Genomic DNA, 14,724 nt, shown 5'->3' with positions numbered 1-14,724 from the left:
ATCAAAATCGTTGCGCCGAGCGCGCGGGCTGCTGGGCCCGCGCCTGATGCAACATGTGCAGCGTTATTTTTCGTACCTCTGCCTTGCTGACGGCGATATGCTCGCCGAGCAGCGCTTGCGCCGCCCCGCTTTGCCGCTGCAGGATCGCCTGCAAAATGGCGGCGTGTTCGCGGTAGGTAGCGTCCACCCGCGCCTGCTGGGTGAAATCCAGCCGGCGAATGATGCGGATCTTTTCGGTCAGTTCGCGGTGAATGCGCGCCATCTCGCCGTTGCCCGCCGCGGCCACCAACGCCTGATGAAACTGCTCATCGTGCTGCGACACCGCCTGGCCGTCCGCCAGACGCGGCGCTTCGGTCCAAAAACGGTTCAGCGCCGCCAGCGCGGCCGGCGTTTCCCCGGCCGGCCATTCACACAGCCGTTTCACCGCCTCTTGTTCCAGCACGATGCGCAGGTCGTACAGCTCTTCGAAGTAGGCGAAGTCGAACGGCCGCACTTGCCAGCCGCTGCGAAACAGCACCTCGACATAGCCTTCGCGCTCGAGCCGAAACAGCGCCTGACGCACCGGCGTGCGGCTGGCCGCCATGCGCTGCGCCACGTCGCTTTCGCTGAAGCGATCGCCCGGCAGCAGGCGAAACTCGAAGATGTCGGCCTTGAGCTGCAGATAAATGCGCTCCGCCAGCCCCTCAGGCCGCGCCTTGTGCTCCCCGTTGGTGATTTGCATCATCGCCCCTCCGTTCAGACCGCTTTTTCCAGCCACAGCAGGGCGTCGCCCGGCCCGACCGGCCGCCCCTGCCGGCAGCTGATGCGTTTGACGATCCCGGCGCGCGGCGCGGTGACCGCCAGCTCCATCTTCATCGCCTCGACCACGATCAGCGGCTGACCGGCCGCCACCGCCTGCCCCGGCTCCACCAGGATCTTCCACACGCTGCCGTTCAGATCGGCGCTGACCAGATCGCCATCGATCGCGTCATCTTCAACCGGCGGCAACAGCTGCGCCTCGGCCTCGTCGTCATCGCTGCGCCAGCGCGCCACTTCGGCGCTGAACGCCTGCTGCTGGCGATGCTGGAAGTCGGCGATCGCCTCGGCGTTGTCGGCCAGGAAATCGGTGTAGGCGGCGAAGTCGAATTCGCTCTCTTCGATGCGCACCTGCATGCGCCCTTCGCGGAACGCTTCGCGCTGCTCGTCCAGTTCTTGCTCGCTGACCGGGTAGAAGCGCACCTGATCGAAGAAGCGCAGCAGCCAAGGCTCACCGGCGGTGAACTGCGGGTTTTTGAGGAATTTGTTCCAGATCGGCAGCGTGCGCCCCACCAGTTGGTAACCGCCCGGCGAGTCCATGCCGTAGATGCACATGTACATGCCGCCGATGCCGACCGTTCCTTCGGCGGTGTGGGTGCGCGCCGGGTTGTATTTGGAGCTCAGCAGGCGATGGCGCGGATCGAGCGGCACCGCGCAGGGCGCGCCGAGGTAAACGTCTCCCAGACCGAGGATCAGGTAGCTGGCGTCGAACAGAATGTCGCGTACCTGTTCGCGTCGGCTCAGGCCGTTGATGCGCTGGATAAAATCGACGTTGTTCGGCAGCCAGGGCGCCGAAGCGCGCACCGTCTGCTGATAGCGATCCACCGCGCCCAGCGTGGCCGAATCCTCGAACGCCATCGGCAGCCAGACGGTGCGCGTCGGCACCTTCAGGCGGCTGACGTCCCCCAGCGCCCGTTCGCGCGCCAGCAGGCGCTGCAGCAGGTCGACCTGGCTAATCTGTCGGCTGTCGTAGCGGATCTGCAGCGAACGCACGCCCGGCGCCAGCTCTGCCACGCCCGGTATCGCCTCCTCTCGCAGCGACTGCATCAGCAGATGGATGCGCAGCCGCAGCGCCAGATCGAGCACGTTGTCGCCGTACTCCATCAGAATGTAACCGTCCCCCGCCTGGCGATACGCCACCGCCGGGCGCCCTTCCGCCGCCGGCAGCGCCGCCAGCACCGCGGCGGAAACGGTCTCCGCCGGGGCCAGATCCGGCGGCGGCAGGGTGATGGCCTTCACCGCCGCCAGCGCTTCGATGCTGCCAAGCTGCGCCTGCTCCAGCGACTGCGCCTGGCGAAAGCCGATCGGATGGAACCGGATGCGGTCGCCCGGCTTCACCTGCCCCACTTTCCACAGCTCGGCCTTGGCGATGGTCACCGGGCAGACGAAGCCGCCGAGGCTGGGCCCGTCGCGGGTCAGGATCACCGGGAAATCGCCGGTGAAGTTGATTGCACCGATGGCGTACTCGCAGTCGTGCACGTTGGAAGGATGCAAACCGGCTTCGCCGCCGTCCTCCCGCGCCCATTCGGGCTTCGGCCCCGCCAGGCGCACGCCGAGGCGGTTGGAGTTGTAATGCACCTGCCAGTCGGCGGCGAAGAAGGCCTCTATTGATTCAGCGGTGAAAAAGTCCGGCGCGCCGTGCGGACCGTACAGCACGCCGATGTGCCACTGGTCGCCGTAGTACGGGATCAGGCTGTCGTCCATCGCCTGCGGCGCGGCGATCGGCGCCGGCGTGGTGCTGGCAGCCAGCGCCGGTTGAGCGATCGCCAGCATGTCCGCCACGCGCAAGGTGCGCCCGGCGTGGCCGCCGAACTGGCCCAGCGCAAAGGTGGAACGGCTGCCGAGATACACCGGCACGTCAAAGCCGTTGCGTACCGCCAGATAGGTGCGGCAGCCATGCGTGGCGCGCCCCAGCGTCAGCACCTGCCCGGCCCGCACCGCGATCGGCCGCCAGTAAGCGACCGCTTCGCCGTCCAAATCGGCCGGGCAGCTGGCACCCGTCAGCGCGATGATGGCGTCGCAGTGAAAGCGCAGCGTCGGCCCCTGCAGGGTAAACTCGAGCCCGGCGGCCGCCGGGTGGTTGCCGACGATGCGGTTGGCCAGCCGGAACGCGAAGTCGTCCATCGGGCCGGACGGCGGCACGCCGATGTCCCAATAGCCGAGGCGGCCGGGATAATCCTGCACGCTGCTGTAGGTGCCGGGTTGCAGCACTTCGAGGCAGTGCGGCTGGAAACGCACCTCGTCCAGCAGGCGCGTCCAAACGTCGCCGCGCTGAAATTGCGGCGTGGCGATCACCTGCCGCAGATAGTCGAGGTTGGTGGCGATGCCGTGCAAACGGGTCGCCGCCAGCGCCACGCGCAGTTTTTCCAGCGCCTGCGCCCGATCCGCGCCGTGCACGATCAGCTTGGCGATCATCGGGTCGTAAAACGCCGAGACTTCGCTGCCGGTCGCCACCCAACCGTCGAGGCGCACGTCGGTGGGGAAATGCACCTCGGTCAGCACACCGGGGCTGGGCTGGAAGTTTTTCAGCGGATCTTCGGCGTAGAGGCGCACTTCGATCGCCACGCCCTGCGGCGCGCGTTGCAGCGCCGCCCAATCCAGCGCGTCGCCCGCCGCCACCTGCAGCATGCCTTCGATCAGATCCAGGCCGGTGACCATCTCGGTGATCGGGTGCTCGACCTGTAAGCGGGTGTTCACTTCCAGGAAGTAAAACTCGTCGCGCGCGGCGTCGTAAATGAATTCTACGGTGCCGGCGCTGCGGTAATTCACCGACTCGCCCAGCGCCACCGCCGCCCGATGCAGCGCCTGGCGGGTCGCCGCCGGCAAGTGTGGCGCCGGGGTTTCTTCCACCACCTTTTGGTTGCGGCGCTGCAGCGAGCAATCGCGCTCGCCGAGCGCTACCACCCGCCCCTGGCCGTCGCCGAAAATCTGCACCTCGACGTGGCGCGCGCGATCGACGAAGCGTTCGATAAAGGCGCCGGCGTCGCGGAAGAACTGTTCTCCCAGCCGTTTGACGCTGTCGTAGGCGTCGCGCAGCGCCGCCTCGTCGTCACAGCGCGTCAGGCCGATGCCGCCACCGCCGGCGGTGCTTTTCAGCATCACCGGGTAGCCGATGCGCGCGGCGGCGGTAACCGCCTGCTCAACGCTCTCCAGCAAGCCGGTGCCCGGCGTCATCGGCACTCCGGCCAACGCCGCCAGCTCGCGCGCCCGGTGCTTGAGGCCGAACTCACGGATCTGCGCCGCCGTCGGGCCGATAAAGGCGATGCCCGCCGCCTCGCAGGCTTCGGCAAACTCGGCGCTCTCGGACAAAAAGCCGTAGCCGGGGTAAATCGCCTGCGCGCCGGTGGCGGCGGCGGCCGCAAGGATCTTGTCGATGCGCAGGTAGCTGTCGGCGGCCTTGTCGCCGCCGAGCGCCACTGCCTTGTCGGCTTCGGTGACGTGCGGCGCATTGCGGTCAGCGTCGGAATAAACCGCCACGCTGGTGACGCCCAGGCGTTTCAGGGTGCGAATGGCGCGGCAGGCGATTTCGCCGCGGTTAGCGATCAGTACAGTATTAAACATGTTCGTGCCCCTTAAGGCTGGCGAGATAGTCGCGCCAGCCGCCAAACTCAGTGATATCCGTGGCGCCTTCCAGCGCCCAGGCTTCGCAGATAAACCCCTTCACCCGCCGGCCGTCCGCCAGCAGCAGCGTGCCGATGCCCAAGGGCGCCGGGATTTCCGCCACAAACTCGCCGAAACGGGCCAGCGGGATGTCCCACAGCTCAAGACGGATCGCCGCTCCCTGCGCCACGCGCGCCAGCCCCGGCTTCGGCGGCTCGGTATCGGCCAGCGCGTAGAGGCGGTAACAGGGGGCGGTGACGGTTTGCTCCACCCGCACCGCGTCGCGCTGCGTCAGCTGGACGTTGAGCGGCATACCGCTGAGGTGAGCGCCCACTACCGCCAGACGCACATGTCCCGAGGACGGCGCCGGCGCGGGCTGCGGCGGCAATGCCCGGCCGGTAGCCCCGAGCGGTAAGGCGCTTTGCCGTTGCCAGCGCAGGCCAAACGCCGCCAGCGCCCGGTCATGCCAGGCGGGCGCAATCAGGGTGATGCCCGCCGGCAGCCCGTCTTCGCGCAGCGGCCCCGGCAGCGCCAGCGCGCTCAGATCGGCCAGGTTGGTGAAATTGGTGTAAGTGCCGAACTGCGAATTGAACAGCACCGGCTCCTGCGCCATCTCCGCCAGGGTGCGGATAGTGGGCGCGGTCGGCACCACCAGCGCGTCGAACGGCGCCAGCCGCTGAGCAATTTGCCGCGTCAGCTCGGCGCGCAGGTATTCCGCCTTGTAGGCGTCGCAGGCGCTGTAGCTCAGGCCGTTGCCGACGATGCCGCGCACCACCGGGTCGATAGCCTGCGGGCTCGCTTCCAGCACCTGCTCAATCGCCACGGTGCGCTCCGCCACCCAGGGACCGTAATACAGCTGTTCCGCCAGGGTGCGAAACGGCGCGAAATCGAGGGGTTCCAGCGTGGCGCCGCCCGCCTGCAGCTGCGCCAGCGTGCGGTGAAACGCCCGCTCGGCCTGAACGTCACCGAAAAACTCCAGCTGGGCGGGGATGGCGAAACGCGGCGCGGCGGGAATATCCGCCGGCGCGGTATGCGGATCGGGGCGGGAATACGGATCTGCCGCGTCAAAGCCACTCGCCAGTTCCGCCACCTGCGCCGCATCGGCCACCGTCAGCGCGAAGACCGACACCGTATCGTTCAACCGACAGGCCGGCACCACGCCGCGGTTGGACAACCGCCCTTTGGTCGGCTTCAGCCCGACGATGTTGTTGAACCCGGCGGGCACGCGCCCCGAACCGGCGGTGTCGGTGCCCAGCGCGAACGGCACCAGGCCGCGCGCCACCACCGAGGCGGAGCCGGAGCTGGAACCGCCGCTGACGTAGCGGCTGTCGAAGCTGTTGACCACCGCGCCATAAGGTGAGCGGGTGCCCACCAACCCGGTAGCGAACTGGTCGAGGTTGGTTTTACCGAGGGCGATCGCCCCGGCGGCGCGCAGGTTCGCGACCACGGTGGCGTCCGCCGCGGCCTGATAGGTGAACGCCGGGCAGGCGGCGCTGGTCGGCCAGCCACCGACGTCGATATTGTCTTTGATGGCGAAGGGCACGCCGAACAGCGGCAGGCGGCTGAGATCGCCGTCGACCGCCGCCAGCAACTGCGCCAGCTGCCGATACTGCTGCTCGCGCTGCGCCGGCGTGGCGAGATACAGCCAGGCGTTATCGTCCGGGTTCAGCCCGGCGATCAGCGTTTCGATCGTCGCGCTGACGCAGGCGAGGCGCTCGCCCGCCGGACGAGTTTGATAATGGTGTTGCCATTCACTGAGGGTAAAACCGCACGCTTCAACAGGGTCGCTCATCGGCTGAATTCCATCTGGTACACAAGATGGGATTCAACAGAGCAACCGGCGTGCCAATTTTTAATCTCATGATTTCAATAAATTATAATTAAAACTTATGACGGCGAGGGTGAACGGCCTGCACCAGCGGCGCGCAGCGGAGAACAAAAAGAGTGCAATAAGGGGATGATGCAGAGGAAAATCGGGGCGACGATACTCGCCGCCCCGGGAGGCCGATGGGGATCAATCCTTGATGCGTTTCAAACCAACCGGCGTAATGCAGTAGGTCTGTTGCTTGCCCTTCTCCGCCAGCCGCACATGCTGCATCTCGTTGACGATCGTCAGACGGTTGTCCGGCTCTTCATGCCGCAGATGGATCACCTCACCGCCGTAGCCTGACAGCGGCAGCACCCAGGTTTTAGCCTGTTGATTTTGGCTGCCGATGACGTCGTAGCTGAGCAAGGTATTACCGTCCGCATCCGTCACGCTGAGGAAGGCGTAGCTGTCGGCAAAGTAGTGGTGAGCAATCCCCGCCGCCAGCGTCACGGTCACGGTTTTCTTCACCAGATCGACGGCGCAGGTCAGAAACTGGCGATCGCCAATCCCTTTGCCGGCCACGGTAAACGCATTGCCGACGTTAGCGCCCGGCGGCGTATTGTCGGCCGGCAGGCAATCCCGATAGGTCGCCAACAGCGGCTCGCGCTGCGGCTCGGCAAAGGCGCCGATCGCCAGATAAATATCGTCCTTGAACGACGACGATGGCGCGTAGTAGGCCGGCAGCAGCCGACGCAAACGCTGCGCTGCCTGTTCCAGGCGCGTCAGCAGCGCCTGCTCGGGATCGCCGGGCAACGCCGGGTTTTTCAGCCCGCTGGTTTCGATACGCAGCACATTGGTTTTGTTTTTGTTATCGATGACGCCGGCCGCCGCCGGATTCAAACGCACCCGGCTCGGCTCCACATGATAAATCTCGATGTCATCACCCTCGGCAAACGGCAGCTCGTCATGACTTAACGTAGCCTGAGTGCCCTGAACCTCTTTGCTGAACCGCACCGCACCCTGCCGATCGCGCAGCGTCACCCGGGCATAGGTTTCACCCGGGAAGTAGGCGTGCGGCGTGGTGCTGGTCACGTCAACCACCACCGCCCCTTTGGCGCGATCGACGACCACGGTGGCGAAGACCGCATCGCTCAGGCCCAACAGATTGATCTCCTGCGACACGATCGGCGAAGCGGCTTTGCGCTCGAAGCGAAGCGTCACCGCGTTTTTCCCCTGTTTCACCGTCAGGTAACCCGCCGTCGGCCGGTATTTGCGATCTTTACCGGTCGGCAACCGCAGGGTGTACACGCCGATCGGCAACCCAGCCAGGGCCAGGGTCGGCGCGTCGATACGGACCTTGTGGGCATAGCGCGCCCCTTCCATCAGGACAAGATCCTCACCGTAGATCTGCGCAAAGTCATCGATATCCAGACTCAGGGCGACATCGCCTTTCAGGCCGCTCGCCTTGAGCTGAGAGGAATCGACCAGGCGCAGGGAGGAATCCAGCTTCAGCTGTGCCTGCACCGCCGGCAAACTCTGCGCATCCACCAGTTGATACAGCGGGTATACCGCCTTGGCGTGGCTGTACGCGTTGAGATCGCGCTGCGTTTGGGTGATCACGCCGCCGGTCAGCTCGACGAACGGCGTCACGTCGATTTGCTCGCCGGCCGCGGCGAAGCTTGCCGACAGCAGGTCCAGCAAGGCATGTTCGGACGGCACGAAGCCCGGCGTATTGCAGCTTTGGCGATACTGCTGGTTAAAGTGCGTGAAGGCGTTCTTGCCTGCCTTGTCGACCATCAGCATCGCGAAGAACAGCTTGGAGCGCAGATCCCACTGGTTGAGCGGCGTACCCTGAGCGATCAGATCGACAATTTTCTTCTCGACGCCAGCCGCGTTGCCGTAGTTATACAGCCACCCTTCCTGGTATTTGCGCTCTCCCAGCATCACGTCCTGATAGCAAGCGGCGTAAATATTGTTCCACATCTCACCGGTGGAGAAATATTTGTCGCCCATAAAGTGCCCCTGATAGCCGTGCGCGATCTCATGCAGGCTGCCCCAGTTGCTGTCTTTCGGCGTCAGCCAGAAGCTGCTGACCGAGCTGCTGGTTTCCGCCGTCCAGCGGCCGCCGTAATACGCGGCGCCAGCGCCGTGTTTATCGGCCTTCATAAAGTAGCGGTTGCGAATATTGCGATCGGATTCGTGTTCAGCCTCGAACGAGACGCCGGTCAGCGCATTGTAGAAGGTGAAAATGCGGTCATAGTAGGCGATCAGCCCGTCGATGTTTTTCGCTTCGCCCAGCGACTTCAGCGCCGGTTTACTGATTTTCGGCACCAGCAATACCGCGTATTCCGCATCGACCAGCGCAAACTCGGCGTCCCGATCGTCCCAGCGGGCGAAGAATGCGGCTTCGTTTTCGCCGCGGCGATAAACCGGCAGCGCTTTCGCCGTGTCCGGATACTCGAACTCCAGCGCCGGTTCGCCCTGCCCGTACGGCGTATCGATAAACGGCACCGAGACGGCATTGACCTGGGCCTCGACCCAGCTCGCGCCGACGCTGAATTCAGCCTCCGTTTTGCTGTCGTCATTCAGCAAGCGCAGCGTGAGCTTGCCGGTAAACGCCGCGTTGGTCTGCCGCACTCGCAGCACCTGCCCGGCGGCGAGAATGATGCCCAGGTGCTGGCGATCGTGATCGATACCTTTGCTCATGCCTGCCGCATCCAGCCAGACCGGCCGGGTCAACGTGTAAAGTGATTGGGTTTTCGTGATGGTTGGCATCCTGCTTTCCTCATGGTTTGGGTGATTGAATTGACCATGAGAAAGTAACCGGGGGGCGGCCCGCCCACCATCGATGGCGGATGGCTGAGGGCCTGTACAACAACGGCGGGCGGGAGAGCGGCAATAAAAAAGGCGCAACCTTGCGATTGCGCCTGAGGCTCGGTGAACGCTGCGCGTTACTCGCCGCGAACGCGTTGCGCCAGCCCCTTGAGGAAGTAGCGCAGCATCTGATCGCCGCATGGGCGGTAGTTCTTGGTGCCTTCTTTGCGGAACAGCGCGCTCAGCTCCGGCTTGGAGATGCGGAAGTCCACCGCGGTGAAGATCTGGTGCATGTCGGTGTCTTTCAGCTCGAACGCCACGCGCAGCTTTTTCAGCACCAGGTTATTGGTGATCGGCAGCTCAACCGCCGGCGCCGGGAACTTGTCGTCCTTGCCGCGCTTGAAGAACACCAGGCCGTTGAGGAAGTGCGCCATCACTTCGTCCGGGCACTTCTCGTAGCCCGGCTCGCCTTCTTTGATCACGTAAGCGTCCATCGCCGACACCGCCACCTCGAAATCGTCCAGTTTGATAATCTCGACCATTTTGGCGTTGTTAATGCTCAGCATATAGCGCACGCTGCGCAGCACGTCGTTGTTCATCATGGGATTGCATTGCCTTTACTTGTCTAACGGGGACGTGCGCACATTGCGAAACGAAATGACTGCCACACACCTTGAATGTGCGGCAGTATAGGGATCGGCAAGGGGTTTCTCAATCGATTTGGCTTTTTTGCTGATACAGCGGGATGTCTTCGCCGATGATGTACTTGTTGCGCAGCATCGACGAGACCTTATCCATGATCATCACCACCACCACCAGAATCAGGGTGATGAACATCACCACGTCCCAGTTCCACAGCCGCATGTTTTCCGCGTACACCAGGCCGATACCGCCGGCGCCGACGAAGCCCAGTACCGCCGCAGAGCGGGTGTTGGACTCGATCTGGTACAGGCTGAGCGCCAGGAAGGTGGGGAACGATTGGGTGAAGATGCCGTAGCGGTGCTTCTGCAACCCGTTGGCGCCCACCGCCGTCAGGCCGCGGCTGGGGGACTTGTCCACCGCCTCGTGCCCTTCGGCGTACAGTTTGCCCAGCAGCCCGACGTCCTGCATCACGATCGCCAACACCCCGGCCAGCGGCCCCATGCCGACAGCGCGCACGAAGATCAGCCCCCAGATCGCCATGTCGATACCGCGCAGCACGTCCAGCAAGCGGCGCACCAGCACGGAGATCGGCCGCAGCAGCGGCGTCGACATCACGTTGCGCGCGGCGAAGAACGACAGCGGCAGCGCGATCAGCGACGCGGTGATGGTGCCGGCGAACACGATGGCGATGGTGATGCCGATCTGCTGGAAGTAGTACATGAACGGCCAGTTGACGAAGTCGTGCCAGACGAACATGCGCAGGAAATAGCGCCCCAGCTGCTGGCAGCCGTTGATAAACTGCGGCCAGGTAATGCCGAAGACCAGGAAGAAGAACACATAGTACAGCACGATCGCCAGCGCGATCAGGCCGACGGTGCGCAGGTAGCGCCCCTGCTGCGCGAAGATCGCCGGATGCTGTTGTTTCAACTGGCGCAGCGTTTCCGCCGACGCCGGAGTGCCCGCTATCATTTTGCCCCCTCCACCACGCGCTTACGCAGCTCGCCCGACACGTAGTCGAGCACGGAAACCACCACGATGATCAACAGCAGCGTCATGCTGACCTGATCGTAGCGGTCGAGTTTAATGTTGGTCATCAGCTCCTGGCCGATGCCGCCCGCGCCCACCAGCCCCAAAATGGTCGACTGACGGAAGTTGATCTCCAGCCGCATGAAGCTGTAGGAGAGAAACACCGGCTTCACCTGCGGCCACAGGCCGAAGCGCATGCGCTGCAGCGGCGTGGCGCCGCAGGCCGCCAGCCCGCGCACCGGTTTGTTGGAGGCGGTTTCTATCGATTCGTAGAACAGCTTGGTCAGGCTGCCGATGGTGTGCAGCGCCAGCGCCAGGAAGCCGGGAATGGCGCCGATGCCGAACGCCATCACGAACATCACCGCCCACGCCAGCTCCGGCATGGTGCGCAAAAACGCCACCAGCGTGCGGATCGCCAGCCGCACCGAGGCCGGGGTATAGGTGTTGCCGGCCGCCAGAAACGCCAGCACGGTCGCCACCAGCACAGAGAAAATGGTCGCCGCCAGCGCCAACTGCAGGGTCTCCCAGATCAGCGGCAGCTGGATATTCAGGCGGTAACCCCAGTAGGCCAGCGAGCCCTCGGTGCGCCCGTCGGCGAACAGCAAATGCCAATGCAGCGTCGGAATGGTTTCGGCCAGGTAGTCGAAGAAGTGCGGAATAGACACCCAGACGGTGTGCAGGTTGAACTCGGCGAGGTTGCCGGCGCCCAGGTACAGCACCACCAGCCCGAGCGACCACAGCAGCGCTTCGCGCTTTTGCTTGCTGCGGATCCGTTGGTAATAGTGTGCGAAATCGGTATTCAAAAGAGGTCTTCCATCTTTATGGAACAAGGGGTTCAGCACGCTGAACCCCTTCATTCGGACGGCCGAGGCAGCCGGGAATTAACGGTCGCCTTTGGTCAGCTCGCGCTTCATATCGATGATGTTCTGGTATTCCGCCAGGGTGGTGTCGCCGATGTGCTGTTTGCCGCCCATCGCTTTGATAAAGCACTGGTGATCGTCTTTATCCAGCTTCTTGATCGCGGTGACCACTTTGGCCTTGAAGTCGGCCGGCAGCGAGTTGCTCACCAGGATCGGGCCGTTCGGGATCAGCGGCGACTGCCAGATGATGCGGATCTGTTTCATCAGGTCAGGGTGATCCATGCGGATCATGCGGGTGAACGCGCCGCTGGTGTAGCCGGTGTTGTAGTCGCCGATCATCGACGCCCAGGTCACCGCGCCTTCGAACTGGCCGTTCAACACGCCGAGAATGTCCTGCTCGTGGCCGCCGGAGAAGGTGACGCTGGAGAAAGTGTTGTTGTATTTGTTGTCGACCGTGCCGCCGAACAGCTTTTTAAACGCCTGGTTCGGGATCAGGAAGCCGGAGGTGGAATCCGGATCGGCGAAGCCGATGGCCTTGCCTTTCAGGTCTTCCAGTTTCTGGTACGGGCTACCGGCCTTCACCACCACCACCGAGTGGTAGCCGCGCGACTGGTCGACGTCGTCGACCGCGATGCCGACGATGTCCACCGCTTTCGGATCCTTGATGTAGACCGAAGCGAACGACGACGGCGACATGCTCAGCACCAGGTCAATCTTGCCGCCCAGCAGGCCCTGGATCACGCCGGAATAGTCGGACGAGTTGCGCAGCTTGGTATCGACGTTCAGCTCTTTATCCAGAAACTGCTTCACGCACTGGTTATCGCCGATCTGCTGGGTGGCGTTCTGGCCGCCGAGAATGCCCAGGTTCAGCTCTTTCGGCGCATCCGCTGCGGCAGCATTAAATACCATCATCGCGCCGGCCATCAGGGTGGTCAGACTCAATACTTTTTTCATTAGGTGTGCCTTGTGTGTAAAGGGTAAAGGTCAAAAGTGCTTCAATGGATCTGATTGGCTTCTTCGCCATACAGCTGGTGCAGGATCCGTTCGTTCAGTTGCGAAGGATGCCCGTCAAACACGATCTTCCCGTGGGCGATGCCGATCACCCGCGAGCAATACTCTTTCACCAGTTCGACCGAGTGCAGGTTCACCATCACCGCGATGCCGTCTTCGCTGATTTTCTGCAGCGCGTCCATGATGCGGCGGGTGTTTTTCGGATCGAGCGACGCGACCGGCTCATCGGCCAGCAGGATTTGCGGGTTTTGCATCAGCGCGCGGCAGATGGCGACGCGCTGCATTTGGCCGCCGGAGAGGTTCTCGGCGCGCTGCAGCGCGTGCGGCAGCATATTGAGCCACTGCAACAGCTCGATGGCGCGAGCGCGGTCGGCGTCATCGAACAGTTTGAAGAAGGATTTCAATGTGGACGTATGGCTCAGACGGCCCAGCAGCACGTTGGTCATCACGTCCAGCCGCGGCACCAGGCAGAAGTCCTGGAAGATCATGCCGCAGCGCGCGCGCCACTGGCGCATCTGGCGGCCGGCCAGCTGGGCGATATCCTGCGCCGCACCATCGTCTTCGAAGTGCAGCATCTCGCCGCAGCTGGAAGGAATGGTGCCGTTCAGGGTGTGCAGCAGCGTGGACTTGCCCGCGCCGGAACGGCCGATCACCGCCACGAATTCGCCGGCGTGCAGATCGAAATTGATGTCATCCAGCACGCGCTGCTGCGCTTTGTAGGCCTTGCCGAGTCCCTTTACCGATAATACTTTGCGGGATGCGGCGGCGTGCTGCCCTGGAAAGTCGTGCTGTGCCAATTTTAACAGTGCCTGAGCCATATGATTTCTCTGGTTTCAGTGGCTAATCATTATGGGCACCTATTAACGGATAAGTTTATGACAGTGGGATGATCGTTTTATGGCCGGGGCGTGACGCGTGCCGCCCCGGCGTTCGCCTCACGCCAGGGTGAAGAAGTCCAGCCCCAGCGCCGTCTTGACCTGCTGCAGCGTCTGCTGGCTGACCTGATGCGCGCGGCGGGTGCCATGCTGCAGGATGCGCGTCAGCTCGCCTTTATCGGCGATGAATTCGGCGCGACGGGTGCGGATCGGCTCAAGCAAGCTCTGCAGGCAATCCTCCAGCAGCCGTTTGATTTTCACGTCCCCCAACCCGCCGCGCCGATAGTGCGCCTTCAGATCCGCCACCAGTGCGGCGTCTTCGCAGAAGGCGTCCAGGTAGGTGAACACCATGTTGCCTTCCACCCGACCGGGATCGCTGACGTTGAGATGGCCGGGGTCGGTGAACATGCTCATCACCGCCTTATGCACCTCGTCGGCGCCGGCGCCAAGCTGAATAGCGTTGCCGCGCGATTTCGACATCTTGCCCTGCCCGTCCAGCCCCGGCAGACGCCCGACGTTGCTCAACAGCGGCTGGCACTCCGTTAATATCGGTTGGCCGACGATGTGGTTGAAACGCCGCACGATCTCATTGGTTTGCTCCAGCATCGGCAGCTGATCCTCGCCGACCGGCACGTGGGTGGCGCCAAAGGCGGTGATGTCCGCCGCCTGGCTGACCGGATAAATCAAAAAACCGGCCGGCAGGCTGCGGGCGAAATCCTTCTCGGCGATTTCGTTTTTCACCGTCGGGTTGCGCTCCAGCCGCGCCACGCTGACCAGATTAAGGTAGTACATCGTCAGCTCGGCCAACGCCGGCAGCGCCGACTGCAGGCAGATCGTGGTCTTGTGCGGATCAATGCCCACCGCCAGATAGTCGGCCACGACGTTGAGCACGTTGGCGCTGATTTTTTGCGGGTTGTTGCCGTTGTCGGTCAGGCCCTGCAGATCCGCCACCATCACCGTTTGGTTATGCTGGTGCTGCAGTTCGACGCGCTGGCGCAGCGAGCCGACGAAGTGGCCTAAATGCAGTGGGCCGGTGGCGCGATCGCCGGTAAGAATGGTGTAGCTCATGACAGTGCTCCTGAAGGTCTGTAGACCGCCGGATCAACGCCACAAAAAATAATGCCGCCAAACCGGCGGCATTAAAAAGAGATGTGAATACTCGTGCCGCCTCAGAAGAGGCGCCACCATGACTGATTGTGGGTGGAGTGCATCGATATATTCATGCCATCAAGGTATACCCGCAGCGGCAGCGCGTCAATAGCCCGCCGCCGGCGCGTAAGACGGCGTTACACTC

At 63.4% G+C, this 14,724-nt stretch carries 10 protein-coding genes; all 10 read right to left on the bottom strand.

Features of this window, described 5'->3' with window-relative positions:
• Position 1 precedes the first annotated feature (1 nt).
• On the bottom strand, positions 2-721 hold the full coding sequence (locus QOL81_RS09540; RefSeq protein ID WP_038880441.1) for a GntR family transcriptional regulator: 720 nt from the start codon (positions 719-721) through the stop codon (positions 2-4).
• Positions 722-735: 14 nt separating this feature from the next.
• Positions 736-4,356, bottom strand: a complete 3,621-nt coding sequence (gene uca, locus QOL81_RS09535) for an urea carboxylase (RefSeq protein ID WP_197757733.1) — start codon at positions 4,354-4,356, stop codon at positions 736-738.
• Complete coding sequence (gene atzF / locus QOL81_RS09530; protein WP_197757734.1) at positions 4,349-6,187, bottom strand: allophanate hydrolase; 1,839 nt, start codon at positions 6,185-6,187, stop codon at positions 4,349-4,351. The genes uca and atzF overlap by 8 nt, the downstream gene beginning before the upstream one ends.
• Before the next feature lie 222 nt (positions 6,188-6,409).
• On the bottom strand, positions 6,410-8,977 hold the full coding sequence (locus tag QOL81_RS09525; RefSeq protein WP_197757735.1) for a putative mucin/carbohydrate-binding domain-containing protein: 2,568 nt from the start codon (positions 8,975-8,977) through the stop codon (positions 6,410-6,412).
• A 176-nt stretch (positions 8,978-9,153) separates the two neighbouring features.
• Positions 9,154-9,618 (bottom strand): YehS family protein, encoded by a 465-nt coding sequence (locus QOL81_RS09520; RefSeq protein ID WP_004939471.1) that lies wholly within the window; start codon positions 9,616-9,618, stop codon positions 9,154-9,156.
• Between the two features lie 109 nt (positions 9,619-9,727).
• Positions 9,728-10,627 (bottom strand): phosphonate ABC transporter, permease protein PhnE, encoded by a 900-nt coding sequence (phnE, locus tag QOL81_RS09515; protein WP_033637591.1) that lies wholly within the window; start codon positions 10,625-10,627, stop codon positions 9,728-9,730.
• Positions 10,624-11,487, bottom strand: a complete 864-nt coding sequence (gene phnE, locus QOL81_RS09510; RefSeq protein WP_019454695.1) for a phosphonate ABC transporter, permease protein PhnE — start codon at positions 11,485-11,487, stop codon at positions 10,624-10,626. The genes phnE (QOL81_RS09515) and phnE (QOL81_RS09510) overlap by 4 nt, the downstream gene beginning before the upstream one ends.
• Before the next feature lie 78 nt (positions 11,488-11,565).
• A complete protein-coding gene (gene phnD, locus QOL81_RS09505; RefSeq protein ID WP_019454696.1) occupies positions 11,566-12,498 on the bottom strand; it encodes a phosphonate ABC transporter substrate-binding protein in 933 nt (310 codons plus the stop codon).
• 41 nt (positions 12,499-12,539) lie between these two features.
• On the bottom strand, positions 12,540-13,373 hold the full coding sequence (gene phnC / locus QOL81_RS09500; protein WP_038880081.1) for a phosphonate ABC transporter ATP-binding protein: 834 nt from the start codon (positions 13,371-13,373) through the stop codon (positions 12,540-12,542).
• A 117-nt stretch (positions 13,374-13,490) separates the two neighbouring features.
• Positions 13,491-14,498: a tryptophan--tRNA ligase gene (gene trpS, locus QOL81_RS09495; protein WP_046686640.1), complete on the bottom strand. Its 1,008-nt coding sequence runs from the start codon at positions 14,496-14,498 to the stop codon at positions 13,491-13,493.
• Between the last annotated feature and the right edge of the window lie 226 nt (positions 14,499-14,724).

It is taken from the genome of Serratia sp. CC22-02 (assembly GCF_900182895.1).
GTDB lineage: Bacteria > Pseudomonadota > Gammaproteobacteria > Enterobacterales > Enterobacteriaceae > Serratia > Serratia nevei.
Note: the sequence above shows the minus strand (reverse complement) of the source record. Positions and strands in the feature narration are given on the sequence as shown.

Excerpts from the sequence above, each read along its gene's own strand:
- QOL81_RS09540 (WP_038880441.1), bottom strand. The coding sequence starts at position 721 with ATGCAAATCACCAACGGGGAGCACAAGGCGCGGCCTGAGGGGCTGGCG.
- uca (WP_197757733.1), bottom strand. The coding sequence starts at position 4,356 with ATGTTTAATACTGTACTGATCGCTAACCGCGGCGAAATCGCCTGCCGC.
- atzF (WP_197757734.1), bottom strand. The coding sequence starts at position 6,187 with ATGAGCGACCCTGTTGAAGCGTGCGGTTTTACCCTCAGTGAATGGCAA.
- QOL81_RS09525 (WP_197757735.1), bottom strand. The coding sequence starts at position 8,977 with ATGCCAACCATCACGAAAACCCAATCACTTTACACGTTGACCCGGCCG.
- QOL81_RS09520 (WP_004939471.1), bottom strand. The coding sequence starts at position 9,618 with ATGATGAACAACGACGTGCTGCGCAGCGTGCGCTATATGCTGAGCATT.
- phnE (WP_033637591.1), bottom strand. The coding sequence starts at position 10,627 with ATGATAGCGGGCACTCCGGCGTCGGCGGAAACGCTGCGCCAGTTGAAA.
- phnD (WP_019454696.1), bottom strand. The coding sequence starts at position 12,498 with ATGAAAAAAGTATTGAGTCTGACCACCCTGATGGCCGGCGCGATGATG.
- phnC (WP_038880081.1), bottom strand. The coding sequence starts at position 13,373 with ATGGCTCAGGCACTGTTAAAATTGGCACAGCACGACTTTCCAGGGCAG.
- trpS (WP_046686640.1), bottom strand. The coding sequence starts at position 14,498 with ATGAGCTACACCATTCTTACCGGCGATCGCGCCACCGGCCCACTGCAT.